This window comes from Enterococcus sp. AAFC-DPL-5146 (assembly GCF_058216635.1).
In genome coordinates, this window is sequence record NZ_CM177103.1 from 2,458,311 (window position 1) to 2,482,187 (window position 23,877).

Genomic DNA, 23,877 nt, shown 5'->3' on the forward strand with positions numbered 1-23,877 from the left:
AGAATAAACTATAGGGTTACCCGACAGTCAAGCAAAAGTATTCATTATACTCTGATATGTTTTTTCCACAACCTTTCAATAAACGTTCATTATTTTAAAAAAAGCCCTAATTGTGTGTTTTGAAAAAACGTAATCCCTCTTGATAAAATAGTTGCTGATAAAACTAAAAAGTTGACATAACAATGTCGACTTCCAATGTTCTCAGCTAAGAGTACACTTTCTCTATCATAAATAACAATTTCTACCTCATTTTAAAGTTATTTCTATCATTTAATAGAAATAAATATCCATTTTGAATGCATTTATTTTGTTATTTTTTTACTTTTAGTATATTATGGGTATTAATAGGTATGTACCAATATTTTCGAAAGGATATGAAAACATATGTTAAAACTATATACGACAAATAGCTGTACATCGTGCAGAAAAGCAAGAAGATGGCTGATTGATCATGATATTCCATTTGAAGAAAAGAATTTTGGCACTACTCCAATTACATTAGATGAACTAAAAAATATATTAATTCTTACCGAAGAAGGTACTGAGGATATTATTTCAATTCGTTCTAAAATATTCCAAAAGTTAGATGTAGATATCAATGACTTGCCATTATATGAATTATTGGAGTTAGTAAAAGACAATCCTGGACTGCTACGTCGTCCTATTATGATTGATGAAAAACGATTACAAATTGGTTTTAACGAAGATGAAATTCGTTGCTTCTTACCCAGATCAGTCCGTAAAAGAGAATTATCACAGACCTTACTTTTAAGCGGATTATAAATGCTACTATCACAAATAAAAAACTCTTTCTCTACTAACTTAAAAGTGTAGAATACGCAAGCTGAAAATTATAAGCTTACGTATCCTCACCTATCAAAGTTAGAATCAGAAAGAGTTTTTTTAGTCTGTATTACTTCACAAACATTGCATCTCCAAAACTAAAGAAACGATATTTCTCATCAATAGCATGTTGATAGGCAGCAAGTGTCAAGTCTTTCCCAGCAAATGCGCTGACTAGCATTACTAATGTCGACTTAGGCAAATGAAAGTTAGTAGAAAAAGCTTGTACGACCTTAAATTCATAGCCCGGTGTTATAAAAATATCCGTCCAACCACTATCTGCTTTGATTTGTCCATCGAATTTCGTTCCGATTGTCTCCAGTGTACGAATTGAAGTTGTCCCCACCGCAATGATTTTCCCACCACTTTTACGTACTTCATTTAATTTTTCTGCGGCTTCTTCAGTTAAACGGTAAAATTCACTATGCATTTCATGTTCAGCAATATTATCTACACTAACTGGTCGGAATGTCCCTAAACCGACGTGTAACGTCAAATAAACGAGATTCACGCCTTTAGACTGGATTTTATCTAGTAGTTCTTGGGTAAAGTGCAAACCGGCTGTAGGAGCCGCTGCAGAGCCATTTTCTTTTGCATAAACCGTTTGATAGCGCTCTGGGTCTTCTAGACGTTCTTTAATATAAGGTGGTAACGGCATTTCTCCCAGTGATTCTAGGATTTCCAAAAAGATTCCTTCATAATTAAAAGTCACGATTCTTCCGCCATGTTCCAACTCTTTAATAACAGTCGCGGTTAAACGTCCGTCACCAAAACTGATCTGTGTTCCGACTTTTGCCCGTTTGGCTGGTTTGATCAAGGTCTCCCAAGTATCTCCTTCTGTATTAGTTAAAAGCAGAACTTCCAAATGTCCACCTGTCTCAGGTTTTTCTCCATACAGGCGAGCTGGCAATACTCTTGTATCATTCATAACCAATGCATCTCCTGCATTTAATTCATCAATGATTTCATGAAAGTGTTTATCTTCGATTTCTTGTGTTTCACGATTCAAAACCAAAAGTCGAGAGCTTGTTCGATCTTTTAAAGGCGTCTGAGCAATCAACTCTTCTGGTAAATCAAAATCAAAATCTTCTGTACTAAGCATATTTGTCACTCTTTCTACTGGATTTGTCTTGGCTATTCTACCATTTTTTAAGTTATCTGGCTATGAAGAAAACCTCTTATTCCAAGACAGAATACTTGAAACTATTATTTCTAAGGATTATACTTACTTTTAGTAAGTATAAATTTCAAGGAGGTCTTTTAATGTTTGCACCTATCCATCATGTATCGTTATTAACAAGGTTTGCTGATGAAAATCAGTTTTTTTACACACACATCCTTGGCCTGCGTTTTGTAAAAAAAACCGTTAACCAAGATAATCATAAAATGCTCCATTACTATTACGGAAATTACACTGGTGCTCCTGGTTCTGTTATTACTTTTTTTGTCGTTCCATTACTCGCTCAACGATACGATAATGAACATTATTTAGGCACGATCGGTTTAAAGATACCTAAAGGCAGTCTTTCATATTGGGAACACCGTTTAAATCATGCCCAGATTCCATTTACTAAAGAGGAGCATCAACTTCACTTTATTGACAACGATAAAGTGGCTCTTCGCTTGGTTGAGGTAGAACAAGAGCCTTTAGCAAAAGAGTTCCAAGTACAAAATGAAATCCCTGGAGAAAAACAAGTTCTGGGTCTTTTATCTACAGAAGTTCACGTTTCTAATCCTAGCAAAACAGCTGATTTTTTCTCTCAATTATTAGGTTGGAAAGCGAAACAAGGACGTATTCAGTTAAATGAAACTGATTTTATTCAAATTGTACCGACGATAACATCTGAAAAAATGCGGATGGGTCGAGGAAGTATGGACCATATTGCTTTTTCAGTTGAAGATGAAAAAACGCTCGATGAATTATATGAAAAAGCGAAAGCCCAAGAATGGAACGTTGAAAAAATCGTTCATCGCGGTTACTTTAAAAGTCTATATATTAAAGAACCTGGTGGAAATCGTATTGAATTTGCTACTTTAAAACCTGGATTTACAATTGATGAACCTTTGGATTCTTTAGGTGAAAAGCTTGCTCTACCAGACTTTTTAGAAGAAAGTCGAGCAGAAATCGAGGCAACAATTTATCAAGAAAAATAATGAAATAAGAGAGCTTGATATCAAAAATCAAGCTCTCTTATTTCAGTTTTTTAAGCTAAGAAATGTTAGACTTTCTACCTTAAAACATACAAAACCACTTAAGTATGCCGCATTCAACCATTGGATACAAACACATTTAATCATTTTTGATTGTTAAAAAAAGTGTTTTAGTTGAAACTTTTTGTTATAGGATGTTAAAATCTAATTAGCTTTTTTTACCTCATAAGGTTACCTACTTACTCGACTGATAATAAAAGTAAGTACATAACCCTATTTTAATCAAAGATACAAACAGGTACTCAGAGAAAAATAACCTGACTTGCTCTGAATAAGTCAACTCTCTTTTTCTTCCTTCCCCTGTTCGTATCCCTTGAAGTATCAAAGACATACAATTGACTAACAAGAACATTACCTCTTCAACGATTCTATCAGTACTTGTCTATCTTTGATCCTTCTAAAGTTGCAGAAGTTGTATTTACAGTATAACTACAGACTGTCGGCTTCAGTCATTAGCTATCCTCAACACAGCTCTTGCCTACTTTTCAGATAGAAACAAATTAAAAAAAACGGTGCTGGTAGACTCTACCAACACCATTGCATGTTCAATAAATAGGCATCACATTATCCATCTCACAGTCTAGAGAAAAAAGTTCTAGATATTTACCTAAAAATTGAGTAAAATGGAATATGTCGATGTTACGCATTGACATGGGCAACTTGATTGGTCAGCGTTCTCTGACTTTTCAGGGCTTCATGGATCAGCGCCAACTGATCTGTGAAGTGCCTTTTTTTATTCGATTCGTTTCTATCTATTACTCATTTTAAAGAAAAACAATTTCATAGTCAACAAAGTGTCAGCAGATTTTTTATTTATCTTGTTTTATTATGAAAATAAATCAATTTTACGCTAACTTTTATTACTCTAAAGTATTTTTTCCCTTTTCATAGAGATAATAAAAAAAGTCTGGAATAAAGCGAAAGAAAAAGAGTTTCCCTCTAGACGATAAACTTTTTTAATACTTATCTATTAATTAAATAGTCGGTGTATCAAGATAATCTTCATAAAGCCAGAAAGTATCCGCTTCTACCACTTCTTGTACTGCATTTTTTGTTATTTTGGAAGCTATCTTTGTTTTATAATTGATCTCCTCTTCTTCAATAAGAGATGTCCAGTTCTTACTATTTTTGGATTGAATAACATCTGTAAAATCAATCATATTTTTTTTCAACCATTTCTTTTTATTTCCTTCATAGTTTGAATCATCATGAAACAATTCTTTTTTCAACAAAACAAACTTCGCTGAAAAATCCATTCCAGCTGCCATGCGATAAAATAATTCGGCTTCTTCAAAACACATTTCTTCGTTATAAATATCGCCCAACAAGACGAATGAACTGAAACAATCATCTAAACGAATCCCGCCATGTTTCATGCTCGTTTCAATAACCAACTTAAAATAATAAACAGCTTGCTGATGATCTCTTTCATTCAAGGCTAGCAGTCCTTGTTTAAACCACTTTTTTATTTTACTCTTACTAAACATCTTTCTCTCCTTAAGCTTTTTTATTACCATTTATTCATGTTTAGAGAGCGAAACAAAACTGATATTTAGCTTTATCCCGCTCTCCTATATTCAACTGTTTTATTCAACTTTTTCGAGAATTTTGACATCTCCAGTTTTTGATTTCACGTCAATAGTATACTTTCCACTATCTGAAACCTTAGAAAAATCATTTTTCAGTTCTCCACTCTTTGTGAGGGCTGTAATTTTAACCGGTTGACTAGGATCTTGCAGCCATTTGATAAATCCAGATTGACTTGAAACATTTGCATTCACCTTACTACTTTGGATAGAAATTGTTGGTCCAGATCCATTTTTTAATTCTAATGTTCCTTGATTTTCTTCTGAAACAATTTTCCCATGTTCATTTTCCATCAAAAGATCGCCTTTTGTTCTTTTAACAATCACTTGACCATCTGTTGCCGTTGCTGCAAGTTTCTTTGTTTCAGAATCTTCTAAAATCATTCGACCTGAATGATTATTTAAAACAACACTATCTGAACGTAAGAATTTCAAAATTGATAAGCCTTTATCTCCCTCAATCGTTAAATCCCCCAGCATCCCAGTAATGACTGTTTTTCCAGAAGTACTTTTGACATTTAAATTCATTGCAGACTCTTCTATAATGACATCTCCATAATTGCTATCTATATTTCCTTCATCTGCGATAATATTTTTAGCATAGACATCACCTGAAACCAAATCTAAATCAAACTTCTTTGTTTGAATGCCTAATAAACGTAAGTCTCCCTTGCTTAATCCTAAGTGAAAATCATCAAGAATGGTTCCTTTTGGAATGAAGAAAATCACTTCTGAACGGCCTGTTCGAGTAAATGTATCAAAGATATTTTCTTCGTCCAAATTTAAGTTGACCTTGTTGTCATAGGAACCATTTTCGATTTTTTGAATGTCGCTTTCTTTAAATCTCCCTTTGACTATCAAACTTGGCTTTTCTGTACTAGATACTTCTACCGTCGTAAGTTCAACATCCGCATCTGAATCAAAACTGAACACTGCATGCTTACTGGAAGACAGACTGATTTCTTTATAATATTGTCTTCCTGTATACATCAATTCCCCAGTTACTGAAAAGTACACTAACATCAGCATACCGAGTCCTAAAAAGCTAATTGATATTCCGTTGATTAAACGTCTCTTTTTACTAACCCAACCTTTTATTAATTGTAAAATAATCGCTAATAATAATAAGCATAAAACCGTTGGAATACCTGCTAGATTTCGCTCCTCATTTAACTCTTTCACTGTATATACCATGAAAAAAGCAAACACAGCTATAAGCACTAACAATACTAACGGCTTTAACGCCTTAAATACTGTCTTTACAAATTTTTGCATTCTTTTTTTCTGAGTTTGAATAAATACCTCTTGAATTTCTTCTCTCGGAACAACAGAGGTTTTAGCATTCATTGCAGCATCTAAACTTAAATCTGCATAATAATCTGCTGCCATCTCTTCTGGAGGTGCAAGCCTAGCAACTACTTCCGCTTCTGTCTCTCCTTCTTCTATACAAATTGACAACTGCTCCAACAAATCTTCTTTTAACTCATTAAAATCCTCTATATCTTCTTCAGCAAAAGCAGCTTTTAGTTGGTTTAAATATCCTTCCATCGTGCTCACTAATCTGCCTCCCTCAGTTTACTTACTTGTTCAACGAATTCATCCCAATCACGCTCTAAATTTTCCAAATATTCTGTTCCTTTATCTGTCATCTGGTAATACTTTCTGGAAGGACCATCTGGCGATTCTTTCGTATAAATGATGCAATATGACTCCTTGACTAATCGACGCAAAACTGGGTAAAGCGCCCCTTCTGTAATTGGTATAAACTGATTCACTCGTTGTGTTAATTCGTAACCATATCTATCTTCTTTTTGAATAAAATGGAGCACACACATTTCTAAAGCACCTTTTTTAAATTGGCTTGAAGCTCTCATCGCTCAATCCCCTTATCACAGTTTTGATTGACGAATTACCCGCCGTTTATATATCCACTGAAATAAATAGACTCTGAGATGAGTATTTACGGCTAATTAATTTGATTTCCTTTTAAAAAGAGCATTCAGAATTTAAAAATGACGCCTCTTTTCAATTAGCCATGCCATCATGTATCTACATGCTTTTTGCTTTAGACATAATGGTGGTCAGTCCTTTACCGGTGGTTATTGCGGTTGTAATTCTTTTTCTCTTGAATGATACCTTGACGCTCTTCTTGTGTCAAATTAGGGTCCCGCAATTGTTCACCCCATTCCCTATTTTTCTCGCCTCTTTCACGTCCGTTAGCTGAAGCACCAGAAACAGCCTCGCTTCTTTCCTCATTAGTTGGAGTTTCCTCTACTGGTGTTTGTTCTAACGTTTGGTTTTGCGTTGCATCCTGTCCTTTTTCTGACTCTTGTACTGCTTCCTGTCTTTCCTCTGTTACCTTTTTGTCTGTCTCTTCTTTTTGTTTTTTTACTTTATTTACCTCTTGCTCTTTTAATTTAGTCTTGATCGATTTTTCAACATGAGCAAGTTTCTTTGTGACGATTTCAGCTAACCGTTCTTTTTTTAGTGCAAACCGTTTTCTAACTACTTCATCTTTAGAAAAAGTTGCATCCGCAATATTTGTCATCTGAGTTGCTCCAATCCCTATCATCAAAAGAGCTACGCAAAATACTATAAATTTTTTCATTCTAACTTCTCCTTAATCAACATATTTCTTTACTGTCGTTATCCTTGGAAAGCATCTAGTAATTCATTAAAACGCTTCTCTTCATCTACAATAGTCCAATACTTTCTCTCTTTCTTATCTGGTTCCAATTCTAAACGAATCGTTTTCGGCTTATTTGTCGCTTTTAATTCTTTAAACGTCTTTTTAAGTGCTTCAAATTGGATTTGATTAAGGTCTTTGTCAGTTAATTCGTTTAAATCTGTTAAAATATCATTTAGCCTCTTTTCATCGGAAATATTATCAAGATCATCTAAATGATTGATTTTATCGTGCCCTTTCTTATTTAACCATTGAATCAATTCGTCATCTGTCTTTTGATTAACAATTTCATCAAATTTTGTCTGATCCAAACCAATAACACTCACTTGAGCTTCTTGTTTTTTAGATGTGCTATCTTTTATTTTTACAGAAAAACTTGTCTCTTTTTCAAGCCGATCTTGATAAATCGTTACTAATTCTTCTGCTTGTTCTTTTGATAAATCAAATAGTTCAGAAAAATCCTGAACCAAATTAGCTTCACTAGGTATATCTAATTTATAAAAATACTTCTCTGCCTTTTCTTTATCTCTAGCATAAATGACATTATTGATAAAAGCTGTAGCAACATCTTTAGAATCTGCTGGCTTTTCACACCCAGTCAAAACAACAACAATAAAAGCTAACATAATAAATATTTTTGGTTTTTTCATACGTTTAATCGGCTCCTTTTATGACAACAACTGTTGATTTTTATGTGCATCTTTTCTATTTTTGAATATATATTTAAAAATCGTATAAAATTTCATTCTGATTGAATGGATATCTCCAACTCCATACTTTGTATCTGAATAAATCATGCCTAACCAACGGTAATGATTATTACGTGAAAATTTTTGAATCTTGAATGTGATTTCAACTTTCCCTGCTATATTAACAATACGCGAACGAACCACGTTTACATTTTTTATTTTTTGAAAAGAAAGAGACGCCTCTGTTTGATTCAGCAATAGACTCAAAAATGGATCTTGTTGATTTACTGTGAGAATCACGCTACGTTCTCCTAAATAATTAATTTGAACTGGAATAACTTGATTTTCCTTAACTAGCTTTCCTTGATAGTCAACAGGGACATTCATCGGCAAACGTGGACGCTCATAAGCAACGCAAACAGCCACAGTTAGACTAACAATATTGTAAAATAGCCAGTAAATATTGATAGAGAAAATTTGCCACCACTGCACATGTTGCCAATCTAATTGTAAAACGTAATAAATCAACGCAAAGCAATTTGCTCCCAATAACAGGATTTGAACTTTGCAGTTACGCCAATCAAAATAGCTTCTTTCTCCTTGAATTCCTTTAATTGTCACATGAAATTTTTTATTCTTTTTCGCACTGAACAATGTTTCTTTCCAAACTGCCCATGAAACTTGTGGTGCTGTAACTAATTCATAAATATTACTTATAAAGGAATTGTACTTTTTTCTGGCTACTGATTTATACATTAAACTTCCAGAAAGAAAAGCTGGCAACCAAAAAATAACTAGTTGAGCTAGCGTCGTTTTCAAGCTTGAAATGTTTAATACTAAATATAAAAATGGACAAAGTAAATAAATCAGTTTATACATCCCAGAATACCAATACATCACACCATCTAAATAAAACCATTTTTGAATAAGAGTTAAATTTCTTAATTTTTTCAATGTATACTTTTTGGCAACTTGAACATTTCCTCTTCCCCAACGATCACGTTGTTTTACATAATCAGCTAACGTTTCTGGGGAAAGACCTGAAGCTAACGCTTCATTAACAAACACTCCTTGCCAACCATTATTTTGTAACAACAATCCCGTAGCCATGTCTTCTGTGATTACACCAGTAGTAAAACCGCCAATAGAATCAAGTGCCTCACGTTTAAATAGTGCATTACTTCCGACATACAAAACAGCATTAAATTGATCTTTCCCTTCTTCTAAACTACGCATAAAAAAATCTTGTTCATTATTAATTTCACTATCTAAATACAGATTATGTTGAAAAATATCTGAATTAAAGAACGTTTGAGGTGTCTGGATAAAACCAACTTTACCATCTGAAAAATACCCCAATGTCCGTTGTAGAAATTCTCGTTTCGGTACCATATCAGCATCTTGCGTTACAATTATTTGGCCATTTGTTTTTGTTAAGGCATAATTTAAATTCCCTGCTTTCGCGTGTTCATGAGTGGGACGAGCAATAAATTCAACCCGATGTTTTTCAGCTAATTTTTTTACCATTGTTCGATTTCCATCATCACAAAGGTAAATCTTCAACAATTCTTTCGGATAATCAATTGACAAACAGCCTATGACTGTTCTTTCTAAAATATCAATATTTTCATTATATGTAGCCACCAAAATATCAACGGTCGGTAATTCTTTCAAATTATCCAACGATTTTTCAGGCCGTTTATATGGTTTCCAAAATAAGAAAACCAAAGTAAAGGACTGAACAAATCCCATAAATTCTGCCAAATATAAAAAACTTCCCGCAATCATTTCAGAGATACTCCCTGTAGGAATCGTAAAAATAAAACGCCACCCTAAGTAAACAAGCTGAATAATGACAAAACCTAATAAAACAAATTTCCGATAATTTTCATTCTTCTTAGAAACAATGTAAAACAAAAATAAATAACTTAAACTACATACCAAATAGACTAACCCAATTTTTTCCATTTCTTTCTCCTTTTCACTCCCTATTATTCATAAAACAGTAGTTGTTAATCAACAATATACTAAGATTCCCTACTATTGTCAATAGAATAATAGTTAATAAAAAAACTACTGCTATTTTTTTCCTTATTTAAAGATAGAAACATTTATTTTTTTATAGGCTATTGTTCATTTCATTTATTATTCATCCTTACTTTTTTTTACCTAATGTAACTGAAAAAAACCTCTGATTTGTCCAAATCATTGTTTTGTAGCATACTAGTAGTAGAAACGTTTGTTAGGAAAGACCGAACAAGCCTAATGATTTTGGAAAAGAAAACAATAGAAAAAGACCATAATAGTCGTTCTTTCTATAGTTTTCTTCACTACATTTGATTAGGAAACGAAATCAAGAAAAAAGAATTTGGGGTGAGAAAGTTGATCGAATTTCAACATGTTTCAAAGATTTACAAAGGCGGTAAAATCGCTGTAGATGACATCAATCTGTCTTTTGATAAAGGTGAATTTATCTGCTTTATCGGAACCAGTGGTAGTGGAAAAACAACTTCAATGCGGATGATTAATCGGATGACTGATCCATCGAAAGGAAAAATTTTAATCAATGGTGAAGATATTCTAACAATCAATCCAGTAGAATTACGTAGAAAAATCGGTTATGTTATTCAAAATATTGGATTGATGCCACACATGACAATCCGAGAAAATATTGTCCTTGTACCAAAGTTATTAAAAGTTGATTTAGAAGAACGTAATAAAATTGCAGAGAAAATGATTGATTTAGTTGAATTACCTAGAGAAATGCTGGATCGTTATCCAAATGAACTCTCTGGTGGTCAACAACAACGAATCGGTGTGGTTAGAGCATTAGCTGCAAATCAAGATATCATTTTGATGGATGAGCCTTTTGGCGCTTTAGACCCAATTACAAGAGACTCTTTACAGGATTTAGTCAAAGACTTACAAGAGCGCTTAGGGAAAACCATTGTTTTTGTAACTCATGATATGGATGAAGCCTTAAAATTAGCCAACCGTATCGCTATTATGAGTGAAGGAAAAGTCATTCAATTTGATACGCCAGATAATATTTTACGTCATCCCGTGAATGAGTTTGTTGAAGAATTAATTGGTGAAGATCGCTTGATTCAAGCTAAACCAGACATTACAACAGTTGGTGAAGTGATGCTAAACAATGCCATTACAATCACTCCAGAAAAATCATTATCAGAAGCAATCAAGCTAATGAGAGAAAAACGCGTGGATACGTTATTAGTTGTTGATGGTGCAGGTGTCTTAAAAGGCTTTATTGATGTTGAAACCCTTGACCGCCGTAGAAATACCGCAACAAGTGTTAGTGATATCATGAATCCAAAAGTCTTCTTTGTAAAAAAATCTTCTTTACTACGGGATACTTTGCAACGTATTTTAAAACGCGGATTAAAATATGTCCCCGTTGTAGATGATAAACAAAAAGTTGTTGGTATCTTAACTAGAGCTTCTCTAGTTGATATCGTTTATGATGTTATCTGGGGTGAAGAAGAGTCAGAAATCGCCACACCTAGTGAAACAGAATCAACTGATGTCAAACAACCTCAAACGGAGGTGTAGACGAATGAATCAGTTTCTTTTAGAACGAGGAAATGAACTTATCACAAAAATAGGTGAACATATTTTCATATCTGGTGTGGCACTTATTTTAGGAATTTTGTTTGCAGTACCAATCGGGATTTTACTAACCAGAACTAAAAAAACAGCAGCAATCGTTATTGGGTTAACTAGTGCCTTACAAACCGTTCCATCATTGGCATTGCTCGCTTTAATGATTCCACTTTTTGGTGTTGGAAAAATCCCAGCAATTATCGCTTTGTTCATTTACTCCTTACTACCTATTTTACGAAATACGTATATTGGTATCAAAGAAGTCAGCTCTGATTACAAAGATGCCGCAAAAGGTATGGGTATGACAAATGTACAATCGATTTTCCTGGTTGAACTGCCCATTGCAATGCCTACTATTATGGCTGGGATTCGATTGGCCGCAGTTTATGTAATTGCTTGGGCAACATTAGCTTCTTACATTGGCGCTGGTGGCCTAGGAGACTTTATTTTCAGCGGATTAAATAATTACCAACCTGATTTGATTTTCGCTGGAACAATACCTGTTACCATTTTAGCTTTAGCTGCAGACTTATTACTTGGTCTCTTAGAGAAAAAATTGACTCCTAACGCGCTAAAGGAGGCAGAATAATGAAACGAGCTGTAAAATTAATATTCATTGCACTTAGCAGTGTGTTCATCTTAGCTGGTTGTTCCTTACCAGGATTATCTTCAAATTCGGACGACTCTACAATTTCAATTACTGGAGGAATAACTTCTGAAGCACAAATACTAGCAAGTTTAGTTGCTGGTATGATCGAACATTACACTGATGAAAAAACCAATATCATCAATAACTTAGCTACTACAACCATCAATCACCAGGCAATGATCAATGGTGATGCTCAAATCTCAGCAGCTCGATATACCGGAACAGATTTAACAACGACGTTGAATATGGAACCCATCAAAGATCCTAAAAAAGCATTTGACGTAGTACAATCAGAGTTTCAAAAAAGATTTCAGCAAAAATGGTTTAATTCTTATGGGTTTGCCAATACCTATGCATTTATGGTCACTCAAGAAACCGCCAAGAAATATAATTTGAAAACAATTAGCGATCTAAAAAAAGTCGGCGATCAATTGACTGCTGGCGTAGATACTTCTTGGATTGACCGAAAAGGTGACGGCTACAAAGGGTTCACAGAAACCTATGGCTTTGATTTCAAACGTGTCTTTCCAATGCAGATTGGTCTTGTTTATGATGCTGTAGCTGCAAATAAAATGGATGTTGTTTTAGGTTATTCAACAGATGGCCGTATCGGTAGTTATGATTTAGTCATTTTAGAAGACGACCTTCACTTCTTTCCTCCATACGATGCCTGTGCAGTAGCAACAGACGCTGTGCTAAAAAAACATCCTGAATTAAAAGATGTTCTTGCAAAACTATCTGGGAAGATTTCTACAGAAACGATGCAAAAACTCAACTATCAGGCAGACAATGACTTAATGGAACCTGAAACTGTGGCTGATAACTTCTTAAAAGAACACCATTTCTTCGAATCCGATGGAGGTGGAAAATAATGCAAAATTTACAAGATATGAATTTGTTGCAGCAGTTTTTCTATTACTTTGAGCAAAACGGCAGCTATGTGTTAAGTCAATTTGTTAGACATTTTCTAATTTCTATCTATGGCGTATTATTCGCCGCTATCGTCGGCATACCTATTGGTATTTTCATCGCTCGCAGAAGAAAAATGGCTGGCTGGGTTGTTAGTGTTGCAAACTTGATTCAGACTGTCCCTTCCCTTGCTATGCTTTCGATTTTAATGCTCGGTCTAGGTCTTGGTGTGAATACAGTTATTGTCACGGTCTTCCTCTACTCTCTTTTACCGATTATCAAGAATACTTATACTGGAATGATTCAAGTCGATCGAAATATTTTAGATGTTGGTAAAGGAATGGGTATGACAAAATGGCAGCTTCTTTACATGGTGGAATTACCTCTGTCCGTTTCTGTGATTATGGCAGGTATTCGTAATGCTTTGGTTGTTGCTATCGGAATCACAGCGATCGGTGCTTTTGTAGGCGCTGGCGGCCTCGGTGACATCATTATCCGTGGAACCAACGCGACAGATGGTACAGCCATCATCCTTGTAGGCGCCTTACCTACCGCTTTGATGGCAATCATTACAGACTGGGTATTAGGCATGATCGAACGACGATTAGACCCAGCAAGTAAACATTCATAGAAAAGCGAAATAAGCCGTTTAGCTTTGATTGAAAAATAGGAAATCCTGTTGGTGATACTTTTTATCACTTACAGGATTTATCTTTTTTCTGAAGAGCTGGCTTATGTAGCTAGACCATAGAAAAGCGAAATAAGCCGTTTAGCTCTGATTGAAAAATAGGAAATCCTGTTGGTGATACTTTTTATCACTTACAGGATTTATCTTTTTTATTAGCTCAATTTACGGTATATCCGTTCAATTAAAATAAGTACCCATCAAATAAATAATAGGATACCCCAACATCATTAAAGACATTCCTTTAAGAACTAGAGGAAAGGTTTGTTTTTTTATTTGCTGTTTAAAATATGGTCGTAGTATTCCCAATGTTACAGGCAATAACAAAATCAACAACAACGTCAACGGTGGTGCTTGTTTAAGATAAACCGCCACTAAAATTGATGCATAGCTTAAACAAGTCAAAACAATGAGCAGTTTTACACTATTCTTCTTTCCAATATAATAAACTAACGTTTTTCGTCCGTTTTTGATATCTTCTTCAAGATCACAGGTATTATTTGCCAGTAAATTATTAAACATACAAAAAAACATCGGTATAAAAGCAGTTAACATTCCAACAAAAGAATCCATTGTCATTTTCACTTCTCCATAATTTACCAAATAAGCACTTATGATCGGAATCATAAACCCACTTAACAAAGCAGGAATAGTTTCAGCAATTGGTAAACTATTTATTGGTCTTCGACCATAAGAATAGCCAAATCCAACATAATAACCTACTACCCCTAGAAACAAAACCAAAACATCTGTATAAAAAACTAAAATAGCTCCAAAAAATAAAGAAAGACTGAGAGAAATTAAGAAAATCCTTTTGACTGTCTTTAAAGAAAGATTCCATTTACTGATTGTACTTGTTTGTTTTTTATATTCATCATCTTTTGCATTTTGATAGTCCATATAGTTATTAAACGTGTTCATAGCAATATGATAGAAAAATAAGATCACTAAAAAAATTAAGATTCGCCAATTGAACAAACTTCCTTGTGTATAGTAACCATACCCCATCCCTAGCAAAACTAAAAACCAATCTAAAGGCGTTGTATAAATCTCCCCTAATTCCCATAACATTTTAAACAACATACTCTCTCCTATCTGAATCACCATTTTTATTTATCCTTTAAAAACGATTATACCTTCTTTCATAATAGAAGAATAACATTACCTATCTAGATATAATAAAAAAGCCATCAGGTCATTCAACTAAATGAACAAACTAACAGCTTTTAGACTACTTTTTCAAACGATAACTAAACGTCGAAACAACTATATTTTCTCGCCAAGATAAACGAAGACGTAAACGGAGACTTGTCTGATTATGCAAAATATTCTGCCAACGTCTGTTAGGAACAAATTGTGGGATCAAAACAGTGGTCGTATAGTTTCTTTTTGCGGAATTTTTACTAACAATATCAACATAACGCAAAATCGGATTAGTAATCGAACGATAAGAAGAATGAACAATAGAAAAACGAATATCTGGAAAATGTTTTTTAAACTCTGCTTCGATTTCTTTTTCCTTCTCAACATTCTCATCTAATGATACATGCATAGCAACAACATAATCACCGATTGAACGGGCATAATTGACTGCCCCAACATTTGCCTGAGTCGCATTTCCAATTAAGACGATGACGGTATTACCATAAAAATTTTGCTGTTTTACTGTTTCTTCCAAACGCAATTGTTCAGCAACATTTTGATAATGTGCGTGGATGCTATAGAAAATAAAAATCAAAACAGGCATAATGATAAAGAACGGCCAGATATCGCCTAAACGATACAAGAACAAAATAACTATGATTCCATAAGAAATGGTTGCTCCAACAATATTAGCAATTGATTTAGATAACCATTTTTTTGTTTCTTTTCGCCACTTTATGACCATCCCTGTCTGAGATAAAGCGAATGGGATAAATACACCAATCGAATAAAGTGGAATGAGTCGTTCTGTTGAACCTTGAAAAATCAGCAACAAGAAAATAGAACCTGCCGCCAGAGTCAAAATCCCATTAGAATAACCTAAACGGTCTCCACGATCCATGTACATATGAGGCATAAATTTATCTTTTGCTAAATTATATGCCAAAACGGGGAACGCTGAAAAACCTGTATTAGCTGCAACTGCTAAAATCAAAGCTGTTGTAAACTGTAAAACATAATAAAGTAGATTTTGACCGAATACCGCTTTTCCGATTTGAGCCAACACAGTAACTTCTGTTTGAGGAACAATTCCATACCAATAGTTGATAAAGGTAATTCCTACAAAGAAAAAACCTAAAATCGTAGCCATTAAAGCTAGAGTACCAGCAGCATTTTTTGCTCTAGGTTTCTTGAAAAAAGGTACTGCGTTGCTAATTGCTTCTACCCCTGTCAACGAAGATGAACCTGACGAAAATGCCCGTAAAATCAAGGCAATCGTGATTCCTGGCACTACAGTTCCTGGTATTGCAGTTGCATGGAGAGGAACAGCACCTGTAACAATTTTAATTAGCCCCGTAATAATTAGTAATGTGATGACTGCAATAAAACTATATACAGGAAACATCAAAAAGCCTGCTGACTCTCTTAATCCCCGCAGATTCATCAACATAATCAGTAAAACAATCCCAATCGAAATAGCCACTTGATGCCCATATAATGCAGGAACCGCAGAAATAATCGCATCTGATCCAGCAGAAACTGAAACCGCAACAGTCAACATATAATCGACTAATAACGAACCACCTGCTATCAAACCAGCATTTTTTCCTAAGTTTTCACTACTGACTACATAAGCACCGCCTCCATGAGGATATGCATGAATTATTTGTCGATAAGATAACGTTAATGAAATAAGTAAAATAATAACAAAAGCAGCAATCGGCAACGAATACCAAATAGCGGCTGCAGACAAAGTGACAAGTACAACAACGATTTGTTCTGTTCCGTAAGCAATTGATGATAACGCATCTGATGATAACAAGGCCAAAGCTGCAAATCGACTTAATTTATGCTCATCATTTTCAGCAGATTTTAGCGGTTTTCCGATAAATAATCGTTTTAAATAATCCAATTTTTTTAACCTCTCCTTCTTTGATTTTTTCAGAAAAAGCATATTTTTCTATAAACAATCACATATGCTACGCTTCTAGTCTAAAAATGTCAATTATTTACTTGTTAAACTATTTAAATATTCATTCCTTCCTTTTTTCTGTTTAAGAAATTCTCAGCCCCTTATTTATTGTAATTGATAATTGAATAAAAAGACTGACAACATCGCTAAACGATCCTGTCAGTCTCGATTTTTTTATAATTGATAGTAATCATGATTCATACTTTTTAATTCATCTAGATGCCATTCTTGAACCGCTGATTCGTCTAATGAATAACTCTTTGGATGGTCTAGTTTTCTAGAATCGTTCACCTCTGAATTCAGCATTTGAGAAATTTTTTCATCCTGAATTCTTATTATATGTTTCAAACGGACTTTCTCTAACTTTAAATCCATTATTTCTTCTTGTTGCACATCTTTTTTTACCAATAAGCTTCGTAATAATTGTCTATCCCTAACAAAAACTAACGTCAAAACAACGATTACAACAACCATTAAATATATAATAACCAATAAATCTACATCCATTTATACTCCTCCTAACAATACATACCTATGGTAACATGTTAGAGAAGTCCGTTTTTCCAATTTTTTAGTTAAAATAACTGATTTGAGTATTTTTTTGAGAAAAAATTGATTTGAGTTTTTTATTATTCAAAATATATCTAAAGCAAATAATTATGATCAAACGTCACTTCAACTATATAATCTCCAATATTTCTATAAACTTGTTCTTGTATACGAATTTTCAATTCTTGGTCTGTAGCCTTAAAATGATTTGGAACAACTAAATCAAACAAAATACGCGGTTTTCCACCATGATTCACCAAACGAATATCATGACCTTTTAATTCGCTATTGATTGTTTTAATAATTTTTTTCAATTCTTGATGAATAAACTGTTGTGTTTGATCGTATAAGTTTACTGGATCAATATGACAAACAAGATCGACACCCAGCTGCTTTTTAAATTTATTTTCGATTCCGTCTATTGTTTCATGAGCCTGTGTTAAATCCCAACGATCATCGATCTCAATATGAACTGAAGCGAATGTCTTATTTGGACCATATTGATGGATAAGTAAATCATGATAACCAACGATTTCTGGGACAGAAGATAAATATAACTTCATTTCATCAATAGCCGCTTGATCAGGTCTTAGTCCCATCAACTCATTCACAAATTCCCGAATCAACTGCAGACCACTAAAAATAATATAACAAGCAATCAACAACCCAACATAACCATCGATTTTAAGCCCTGTAATTCCTTCTACAGTCGCTGAAACCAAAACAGCAATTGTTGTATATACATCATTCAAACTATCTTTAGCAGTCGCAATCAACGTATTAGAATTAATTTTCTTAGCAACCCTCTGATAAAAGACACCTTGCCAGACTTTGATTAAAATTGACACTAACAACACAAGCAAAATCACAGGTGTCACCTTGATACTTTGCGGTTCTCTGATTCGATCGATTGATGTCATAAAAAATTGAAAGCCGACAAATGTAATCAACAATGAAACCAGCATTCCACTAATATATTCAAAACGTTCGTGCCCATAAGGATGCTCTTTATCCGCGGGTTTCCCAGCTATATAAAAGCCCACTAAAGTCAAAACAGAAGAAACCGTATCTGATAAGTTATTCATCGCATCTGCCATGATTGATACACTGCCTGAAACCAAACCAATAAATAATTTACTTACAAAGAGCAACAGGTTTGATAATAAGCCGACAACTCCGGCAAAAATGCCAAACGCTGTTCGAATATCCGAATTTTTTTGCTGTCTCTTTTCAAAATGATCAATTAAAAAATGTATCATCACAATCCCTACCTCGTTTTAGCATATCTTAACACTATAAAATGATTTCAACTGTTTGTATAGTAAAATACTTCGTTTTTTAGTGACTTTTTATTGTTTAGAACAACCCAATTTGATTGATTGGAAGTCTTTGCTTTTTTATTAGGGATACCTTGAAATAATATTTTTAGCAAAAAAAAGATTGAAACGTCCTTATAAGAGGAACGTATCAATCTTTTACTACTTATCTTTAATGGAAAATATGACTTTCATGAGAAACATTCGCCAATTTCTTCGTTTTTTCTTCAATATAAGGATATAAGAAAATTCCTAATACGCAGAAAACAACACTAATCATAACTAAGATAACGATTGCTTTCCAAGCGTTCGGCCAATAAATTCCTCCAGCAGATTCCCTCAACAGATTCACTGCATGAGTAAATGGTAAAAATGGATTGATAAATTGGAAGAATTTCCCAGAAACTTGAATCGGATAATTTCCTCCGCCACCAGAAATGGAGAGAACTAAGATAATAATCGCAGCACCTTTACCAACATTTCCAAATAGTCCTACCAACACATAAACCATCATCATAAAGGCAAAACCAATCAACAGGGCAAACAAGATACTATAAACAGGTTGCCTTACATCTACACCTAACAAGAAATAATTCCCTAAAGTAACGATTAAAGACTGAGCCAGCCCCATCACTAAGAATGTCATCATTCTTGCAGAGAATTGTTCTCGTTTAGAATATTTCCCACGATCCTTCTCATCTAGATAAAAATCAGTTGTAGCCACACTTGAAAATAAAACGGCTCCTACCCATAAACAAAGAGCAGTATAAAACGGCGTACTAGCTGATCCATTATTAGCAATTGGGTAAATTTTATTTTCGGCAATTTCAACTGGTTTCGTAAAGAAGTCACTTTCAGCATTAGCATCCAGTTTAAGCAGTTTTATAACTTGCCCAAGGTCAACATCCTTTTCACCTTTACGGATCGCTTCTGCAGCTTTGTGGAGCCCTGTTTTGATGTTTGGCCAGTCATTTTGAATTAAGTCATTGGCTTTATCCAAAGCAGCTTCAAGATCCGGCATTTTTTCGTTCACTGTTTTTAGTGTACCAGTAATATTTTCTTTGATTCCTGGATAGTCATTTTGAATGAATGAGGCAGCTAAACCTAATTTTTCTTGTATAACTGGTAATTCATTATTGTATAATTCTGCCCCTTTGTTGATGCCATTTACAATTGTATCCATATGACCGTTCAAAAGAACATTTGCATCATGGATTTCTTGTTTGATGGCAGGTAATTCTGCTTGGTATTTTTCTAATATTCCAATTGCATTAGACACAGTGGCTTCAGTTGAATTCAGTAACGCTGCAAAATCGATTTGTTTCGCTTTAGCTAAGAGACCTTGAGCTGTGCTGATTGTGTTAATCAATTTAGTTAAAATATCATTGATCATCGTTGCAATTGCATCAGCATCGATACTTCCTGCAGTTGCGGCAATCTCATTTGCACCATTTTGAATTGCTTCTAAATCAGCATCCGTGATTGCATTTACATCCAAACTATCAACTTTAGCTTTTAAAACTGATATCATACTGCTAATTGTGCTTAATTTATCAATAGTAGGCTGTAGTTCTTGATTTCCAGCAGCTTCTTGAATCTGAGTCATCGTTTGAATCAATTGTTGAATGACTGCTTGTTGACGTCCTAAGCTATCAGATAACTGTTGTTTTAATACTTCACGCTCTGCGGGTGTCAAATGACTATCTCTTAATTGTTCAACGACTGATGCAACACTTGAGCTTATGGTAGAAATTGCTTGGAGGGTTACTTTCATACTGCTAGTGATTCCTGGCAATGCTTCTTGTAATTTCGCAGCACCTTCTGCCGTTGCCGTTGCTAAACTGTCTGCTTGATCTCCTAATCTTTGAATATCAGGCAATGCGCTCTGAACACCTTGGATGATGATTAAGCCTTGTTTAGCTTCATTAATTCCTTCATTCATTGTTTGTTCAACTGAAGTAAAATCTTCATCAATCATTGCTAATTGTTTACCTGCATTTTGAATTTCAGGAATTTTTTCTTGCAGTGTCAAAATAACTTTCGCTTGTTCTTTGATAGTCGGCATTTTATCGTTCAGATCTACTAATTTTGTACCTAAAGCATCAACTTGAGGTAAGTATTCCGTAAATTCATTAGCTTTAGCTAATTTTGTTTTTAATTCTGGTATTTTGCCATGAAGTGCAACAACTTCTTGCGTATACTTGTCAATTTGATCAATATTTTCATCCGTTGAAAGAATCATGTTTTTAACTTTTGTGATGCTGACTAAATTAGAATCTAAATTATACCCAATATCATTAAACACACTCACTAAAGTACTACTTGCCGTTTTAGTAAATTGATCTGTGATTTGAGCTTGTAAAGACGAGGCACCTTTATCTGCAATTTTTGGTGCAATTGCATTTATTTTCTCATTAATCGAATAGTCTATTTTAGGCTTGGTAATCTCTCCAGTAGTAAAACTTAGTAAGTCTTTAGAGAAATCCTTGGGTAAATAAATACCTGCGTAGTACTTACCTGATTTTACTCCTGTATCCAACTCCTGTTTTGACTCTACAAACTTCCACCCCAGCTGCTTATTCTCATGAAGTTCTTTAAGAACTTCATCTCCAATGTTCACTTCTTTTCCTTTGAAACTAGCGGCTTTGTCATCGCTATATACTGCTATTGGCAATTCTCCTGTATTTGCATATGGATCCCATAATGCTTTGATATTGAACCATGCATAAAGTGATGGGATAATCATCAGTGCAATAATCAAAAATGTAGCGATTGGATTTTTAAAAATACGTTGCCAATCTAATCTAAATAACTTCAATGTGTTTTTTATATGTTTCATTCTGTTCACCTGCTCTTTTTAATGACTGATTTACTTTAGCATAATTTTTTTATCAATAACAAATGAAAAATTCAATTCTTGTCTATTTCTACGACAATTTAAGAAACCTGTCGTAGAAATTACCAGATATGTATTTAACCTTATACTTAAAATTAATAGATTTTTCTATTATAGATTCTTCCTTACACCCAAAAAAAAGACAAACTCATCCAAATGAATCAGCTTGCCTTCATTATTTAGCTTACAATTTTGCTGAAAATTCTGAGACTACTTTTTTCACTTCATTAACTGAATCAGGATCTAAATAAGAAAGGGCTCTAGGAACCACACTCATAAGATACATCTTATCGAGTTTATCCGTTGACCTTCTTTCCATTAATTCTGCCAACAAATGTTTCATGTCTTCTTGATGCTCCGCTTTTGTTCGATCCATTATGAAGTCATAGAATTTTTTTTCTTCTGCTTTCATCGGCCATGCCCCCTAGAATTTTATTCTATTATAAGCTTAAATGATGATAAGTAGAAGTGTTTTGCTTTTATTTCAAAAAATATTAAATTATATAAACAAGGGCACAAAAGAATAATGTTTAGTAAATTTAAAACTAATTTTTAACCTTCTCTATTTCTATGCATTTATTTAATAAATTTAAATAAACTCTAGTAAATCCCTGTTACTAAACCTTTACTTTCGATTCTTTTTGATTAAAAATTCATATGCTGCTCGACTGATAATTCCCATGGGCTGATTGATTCCCGGATTAAAATAAAAATCCATCGTGACTAATTCCTCTAAAGTTACCTCTTTAGCAATTGCTAAAGAAAGAGTGTTGATTGATTGAGTAATATCTTTTTCAGACATCAATTGACCGCCAATCAATTTCTGAGCGTCTTTTTCGAAGACCATCTTGATATGTACTTCATCTTGTACTTCAAGAAAAGGAAATTGACATGGTAATGTTAAAAAAACACTTTCTACTTCAATTCCTTCAAACCTTGCTTCTACTTCTGTCAAACCTGTACTGGCAACATAACTATTAAAAACTTTTGTTGCTGTTGTTTTTTGAGTTCTACCATATTTCATAGGATGACCCAATATATTCATAGCCGCAACCGTGGCACTTCTTACAACATTGTTAACCAATGGAATAAATGATTTTCGATAACTATTGCGGACTGGGTAAGCAATAACATCACCTATTGCAAAAATATTCGAATCACTTGTTTGCATACATTCATTAACACGAATTGTTCCATTTGCATTTAAATCTAAAAAATCTTTTACTAAAGATGCGTCTGGACGAGCATTTACAGCTACAATCACATAATCATTTTTGATTTCTTCATTTGTTGTTTTCGTTATAAACATCTCTTCAGTAGTATCTGAAAAACCAATGACACTTTCGTTAAGATGAAGAATTATTCCAGAATCTTTCATTTTTTGTTCAATGATTGAAGAAATTTCCTTTCCTAAATAACGGAAAAGCACTGAATCTGCACTTTCGATTAAATGAATTTCTTTTCCTAAACCTTTTAACGCATCACACAATTCTACTCCAATATATCCACCACCGATAATTGAGATAGATTTAGCTTTTTCCAATTTTTTTAATACTTCCACAGAACTAGAATAGTTTTTAAAAACCGTTACTTTCTCTTTGCTTGGTAATGTTAAATTAGTCGAAAATTGATTTGATCCCGTAGCAAGAATCAGCTTTTCATAGCTTATTTCTTGAATTTTATCATGATCATCTTTATAAACAATTGTTTTTTTCTCTGGATTAATTGCAGTCACTGTTGCATTAAGTAAAACATCGACACCTTGACTAGCCAATTCTTCTGAAGTAAGATATCTTACTTTATCCAATTCATCAACCATTTGATTCATCTTCAAAACAATCCCGCTTGATACAAAACTGAGTTCACTCCTCTTATCAATTAAAATAACCTCAGTTTGATTATTTAATTTTTTTAGCGTTAATGCAGCCTGAAGACCACCATGTGAGGCTCCGATAATTACTACCTTCACCAAGCTTCCTCTCCTTCCAATCAGATAAATCATTGTTGTAATCATATAAAAAAAGGAAACAATCTGTTTCATTATATCTATAAATCAATTATTTTTAAACATTCATTCATATCATATTTCTTTTTATAAGTTGCGTATTGCCATTTTCTTATG

General features: G+C 33.8%; 20 protein-coding genes. 6 read left to right on the forward strand and 14 right to left on the reverse strand.

Annotated elements, in window-relative coordinates; translation table 11 throughout:
* The first annotated feature begins 384 nt into the window (after positions 1–384).
* Complete coding sequence (gene spx / locus AC4BB2_RS11240) at positions 385–783, forward strand: transcriptional regulator Spx (protein WP_490473017.1); 399 nt, start codon at positions 385–387, stop codon at positions 781–783.
* Positions 784–913: 130 nt separating this feature from the next.
* Here the strand turns inward: spx and queA are convergent, their stop codons facing one another.
* The gene (gene queA, locus AC4BB2_RS11245) at positions 914–1,945 is read right to left on the reverse strand and encodes a tRNA preQ1(34) S-adenosylmethionine ribosyltransferase-isomerase QueA (RefSeq protein ID WP_490473018.1); all 1,032 of its coding nucleotides are present in this window, start codon (positions 1,943–1,945) and stop codon (positions 914–916) included.
* Between the two features lie 161 nt (positions 1,946–2,106).
* Here queA and AC4BB2_RS11250 point away from each other — a divergent pair, with 161 nt between their 5' ends.
* Positions 2,107–2,997, forward strand: a complete 891-nt coding sequence (locus AC4BB2_RS11250) for a VOC family protein (protein WP_490473019.1) — start codon at positions 2,107–2,109, stop codon at positions 2,995–2,997.
* A gap of 1,031 nt (positions 2,998–4,028) precedes the next feature.
* On the opposite strand, the gene AC4BB2_RS11255 is transcribed toward AC4BB2_RS11250, so the two are convergent.
* From AC4BB2_RS11255 to AC4BB2_RS11280, 6 genes are all read right to left on the reverse strand, one after another.
* On the reverse strand, positions 4,029–4,541 hold the full coding sequence (locus AC4BB2_RS11255; RefSeq protein WP_490473020.1) for a hypothetical protein: 513 nt from the start codon (positions 4,539–4,541) through the stop codon (positions 4,029–4,031).
* 99 nt (positions 4,542–4,640) lie between these two features.
* Positions 4,641–6,188 (reverse strand): DUF4097 family beta strand repeat-containing protein, encoded by a 1,548-nt coding sequence (locus AC4BB2_RS11260; protein ID WP_490474696.1) that lies wholly within the window; start codon positions 6,186–6,188, stop codon positions 4,641–4,643.
* A gap of 8 nt (positions 6,189–6,196) precedes the next feature.
* Positions 6,197–6,514, reverse strand: a complete 318-nt coding sequence (locus AC4BB2_RS11265; protein WP_490473021.1) for a PadR family transcriptional regulator — start codon at positions 6,512–6,514, stop codon at positions 6,197–6,199.
* Between the two features lie 215 nt (positions 6,515–6,729).
* A complete protein-coding gene (locus AC4BB2_RS11270; RefSeq protein WP_490473022.1) occupies positions 6,730–7,248 on the reverse strand; it encodes a hypothetical protein in 519 nt (172 codons plus the stop codon).
* Positions 7,249–7,286: 38 nt separating this feature from the next.
* The gene (locus AC4BB2_RS11275; protein ID WP_490473023.1) at positions 7,287–7,976 is read right to left on the reverse strand and encodes a hypothetical protein; all 690 of its coding nucleotides are present in this window, start codon (positions 7,974–7,976) and stop codon (positions 7,287–7,289) included.
* Positions 7,977–7,994: 18 nt separating this feature from the next.
* Entirely contained in the window at positions 7,995–9,983 is a 1,989-nt protein-coding gene (locus AC4BB2_RS11280; RefSeq protein WP_490473024.1) for a glycosyltransferase family 2 protein, read from the reverse strand.
* Between the two features lie 414 nt (positions 9,984–10,397).
* On the opposite strand from AC4BB2_RS11280, the gene AC4BB2_RS11285 reads away from it, so the two are divergent.
* From AC4BB2_RS11285 to AC4BB2_RS11300, 4 genes are read left to right on the forward strand one after another with little or no spacing between them, the layout of a single operon-like run.
* Positions 10,398–11,585, forward strand: coding sequence for a betaine/proline/choline family ABC transporter ATP-binding protein (locus AC4BB2_RS11285; RefSeq protein ID WP_490473025.1), 1,188 nt, complete (start codon positions 10,398–10,400; stop codon positions 11,583–11,585).
* Between the two features lie 4 nt (positions 11,586–11,589).
* Positions 11,590–12,225, forward strand: coding sequence for an ABC transporter permease (locus tag AC4BB2_RS11290; protein WP_490473026.1), 636 nt, complete (start codon positions 11,590–11,592; stop codon positions 12,223–12,225).
* Positions 12,225–13,157, forward strand: coding sequence for an osmoprotectant ABC transporter substrate-binding protein (locus AC4BB2_RS11295; RefSeq protein WP_490473027.1), 933 nt, complete (start codon positions 12,225–12,227; stop codon positions 13,155–13,157). Before AC4BB2_RS11290 ends, AC4BB2_RS11295 begins: the two co-directional genes overlap by 1 nt.
* Positions 13,157–13,825, forward strand: coding sequence for an ABC transporter permease (locus AC4BB2_RS11300; protein ID WP_490473028.1), 669 nt, complete (start codon positions 13,157–13,159; stop codon positions 13,823–13,825). The genes AC4BB2_RS11295 and AC4BB2_RS11300 overlap by 1 nt, the downstream gene beginning before the upstream one ends.
* A gap of 234 nt (positions 13,826–14,059) precedes the next feature.
* Here the strand turns inward: AC4BB2_RS11300 and AC4BB2_RS11305 are convergent, their stop codons facing one another.
* From AC4BB2_RS11305 to AC4BB2_RS11335, 7 genes are all read right to left on the reverse strand, one after another.
* A complete protein-coding gene (locus AC4BB2_RS11305) occupies positions 14,060–14,962 on the reverse strand; it encodes a prenyltransferase (RefSeq protein ID WP_490474697.1) in 903 nt (300 codons plus the stop codon).
* Between the two features lie 148 nt (positions 14,963–15,110).
* The gene (locus tag AC4BB2_RS11310; protein WP_490473029.1) at positions 15,111–16,934 is read right to left on the reverse strand and encodes an APC family permease; all 1,824 of its coding nucleotides are present in this window, start codon (positions 16,932–16,934) and stop codon (positions 15,111–15,113) included.
* A gap of 234 nt (positions 16,935–17,168) precedes the next feature.
* Positions 17,169–17,501, reverse strand: a complete 333-nt coding sequence (locus AC4BB2_RS11315; RefSeq protein WP_490473030.1) for a hypothetical protein — start codon at positions 17,499–17,501, stop codon at positions 17,169–17,171.
* Between the two features lie 137 nt (positions 17,502–17,638).
* Entirely contained in the window at positions 17,639–18,802 is a 1,164-nt protein-coding gene (locus tag AC4BB2_RS11320) for a cation diffusion facilitator family transporter (RefSeq protein WP_490473031.1), read from the reverse strand.
* A gap of 229 nt (positions 18,803–19,031) precedes the next feature.
* On the reverse strand, positions 19,032–21,698 hold the full coding sequence (locus AC4BB2_RS11325; protein WP_490473032.1) for a YhgE/Pip domain-containing protein: 2,667 nt from the start codon (positions 21,696–21,698) through the stop codon (positions 19,032–19,034).
* A gap of 241 nt (positions 21,699–21,939) precedes the next feature.
* Complete coding sequence (locus AC4BB2_RS11330) at positions 21,940–22,167, reverse strand: hypothetical protein (RefSeq protein WP_490473033.1); 228 nt, start codon at positions 22,165–22,167, stop codon at positions 21,940–21,942.
* A gap of 213 nt (positions 22,168–22,380) precedes the next feature.
* Entirely contained in the window at positions 22,381–23,724 is a 1,344-nt protein-coding gene (locus tag AC4BB2_RS11335; RefSeq protein ID WP_490473034.1) for an FAD-dependent oxidoreductase, read from the reverse strand.
* Between the last annotated feature and the right edge of the window lie 153 nt (positions 23,725–23,877).

Coding starts and splice junctions, on each gene's coding strand:
- AC4BB2_RS11315 (WP_490473030.1), bottom strand. CDS start 17,501: ATGGATGTAGATTTATTGGTTATTATATATTTAATGGTTGTTGTAATC.
- AC4BB2_RS11300 (WP_490473028.1), top strand. CDS start 13,157: ATGCAAAATTTACAAGATATGAATTTGTTGCAGCAGTTTTTCTATTAC.
- AC4BB2_RS11295 (WP_490473027.1), top strand. CDS start 12,225: ATGAAACGAGCTGTAAAATTAATATTCATTGCACTTAGCAGTGTGTTC.
- AC4BB2_RS11330 (WP_490473033.1), bottom strand. CDS start 22,167: ATGAAAGCAGAAGAAAAAAAATTCTATGACTTCATAATGGATCGAACA.
- AC4BB2_RS11325 (WP_490473032.1), bottom strand. CDS start 21,698: ATGAAACATATAAAAAACACATTGAAGTTATTTAGATTAGATTGGCAA.
- queA (WP_490473018.1), bottom strand. CDS start 1,945: ATGCTTAGTACAGAAGATTTTGATTTTGATTTACCAGAAGAGTTGATT.
- AC4BB2_RS11320 (WP_490473031.1), bottom strand. CDS start 18,802: ATGATACATTTTTTAATTGATCATTTTGAAAAGAGACAGCAAAAAAAT.
- AC4BB2_RS11255 (WP_490473020.1), bottom strand. CDS start 4,541: ATGTTTAGTAAGAGTAAAATAAAAAAGTGGTTTAAACAAGGACTGCTA.
- AC4BB2_RS11260 (WP_490474696.1), bottom strand. CDS start 6,188: ATGGAAGGATATTTAAACCAACTAAAAGCTGCTTTTGCTGAAGAAGAT.
- AC4BB2_RS11275 (WP_490473023.1), bottom strand. CDS start 7,976: ATGAAAAAACCAAAAATATTTATTATGTTAGCTTTTATTGTTGTTGTT.
- AC4BB2_RS11270 (WP_490473022.1), bottom strand. CDS start 7,248: ATGAAAAAATTTATAGTATTTTGCGTAGCTCTTTTGATGATAGGGATT.
- AC4BB2_RS11290 (WP_490473026.1), top strand. CDS start 11,590: ATGAATCAGTTTCTTTTAGAACGAGGAAATGAACTTATCACAAAAATA.
- spx (WP_490473017.1), top strand. CDS start 385: ATGTTAAAACTATATACGACAAATAGCTGTACATCGTGCAGAAAAGCA.
- AC4BB2_RS11305 (WP_490474697.1), bottom strand. CDS start 14,962: ATGTTGTTTAAAATGTTATGGGAATTAGGGGAGATTTATACAACGCCT.
- AC4BB2_RS11280 (WP_490473024.1), bottom strand. CDS start 9,983: ATGGAAAAAATTGGGTTAGTCTATTTGGTATGTAGTTTAAGTTATTTA.
- AC4BB2_RS11265 (WP_490473021.1), bottom strand. CDS start 6,514: ATGAGAGCTTCAAGCCAATTTAAAAAAGGTGCTTTAGAAATGTGTGTG.
- AC4BB2_RS11250 (WP_490473019.1), top strand. CDS start 2,107: ATGTTTGCACCTATCCATCATGTATCGTTATTAACAAGGTTTGCTGAT.